This is a genomic window from Rhizobacter sp. P2_H2 (assembly GCF_056403375.1).
Genome location: NZ_JBFUFP010001500.1, coordinates 1 through 1,001 on the forward strand (window position 1 = coordinate 1; position 1,001 = coordinate 1,001).

Consider the following 1,001-nt stretch of genomic DNA (forward strand, 5'->3'; position numbering starts at 1 on the left):
GGGCTACCTGACGCCGGACGATCCGCGCATGGGCCTCGCCGAGGAACTGCGCGCCGTCAAGCGCCCGATCATCGAGCACGCGCAGGCCGCGCGCGAGGCGGGCAAGGCCGGCGGCAACCTGATCTTCGTGACCAGCGCGCTGCCGGGCGAGGGCAAGACCTACAACGCGATCAACCTGGCGATGAGCATCGCGATGGAGGTCGACCATTCGGTGCTGCTGGTCGATGCCGACGTGGTGCGGCCGTCGGTGATGTCGCGCCTGGGCGTCGAGGCCGAGCTCGGCATGCTGGACGTGCTGACCAAGCCGTCGCTCGACCTGTCCGAGGTGCTGATGCGCACCAACATCCCGAAGCTGTCGCTGCTGCCGGCCGGCCGGCCGACCGACCAGTCGACCGAGCTGCTCGCGAGCGTCGCGATGGAGCGCCTGCTGGCCGACCTGGCCGAGCGCTACGCCGACCGCATCGTGATCTTCGACGGCCCGCCGCTGCTGGCCACCAGCGAATCGCGCGTGCTGGCCGCCCGCATGGGCCAGGTGCTGATGGTGGTGCAGGCGCAGAAGACCGCGCAGAGCTCGGTGGCGCGTGCGTTCGCCGACATCGAGGCCTGCGAGACCGTCTGGTGCGTGCTGAACAAGGCCGCCAGCCAGCGTGCTTCGTCCGGCTACGAACGCTACCCGCAATACCGCCGGACCTGAACGACGTGCGCCCGAGCCGACGGACCCTCCGCCCCACCTGCCTGGCCCGCGCACTGCTGGCAGTGCCGATGCTGGGCTGCGCCTTCGGGGCCTGGGGGCAGTATTCCGGGGCGCCGACGGCCGCACCGGGCACCCCCGCCACGCCTGGCACCGGTGCCTTCGGCGGCATCGCCGCGCCGTCGGCCGCTGCCGCCGCGTCGGCACCGGTCGGCCCGCCGCCGGCCACCCACATCGTGCTGGCGATCGACTCGCGGCTGGTGCACACCGACAACGCGACCCCCGACCTCGGCATCAAGCAGAGCGACAC

2 protein-coding genes are annotated in these 1,001 nt (G+C 72.2%); both read left to right on the forward strand.

Annotated elements, in window-relative coordinates:
* A partial coding sequence (locus tag AC1D15_RS34250; RefSeq protein WP_477829579.1) for an XrtA-associated tyrosine autokinase occupies positions 1-694 on the forward strand: 694 nt, incomplete at its 5' end.
* Positions 695-699: 5 nt separating this feature from the next.
* A partial coding sequence (locus AC1D15_RS34255; protein WP_477829580.1) for a hypothetical protein occupies positions 700-1,001 on the forward strand: 302 nt, incomplete at its 3' end.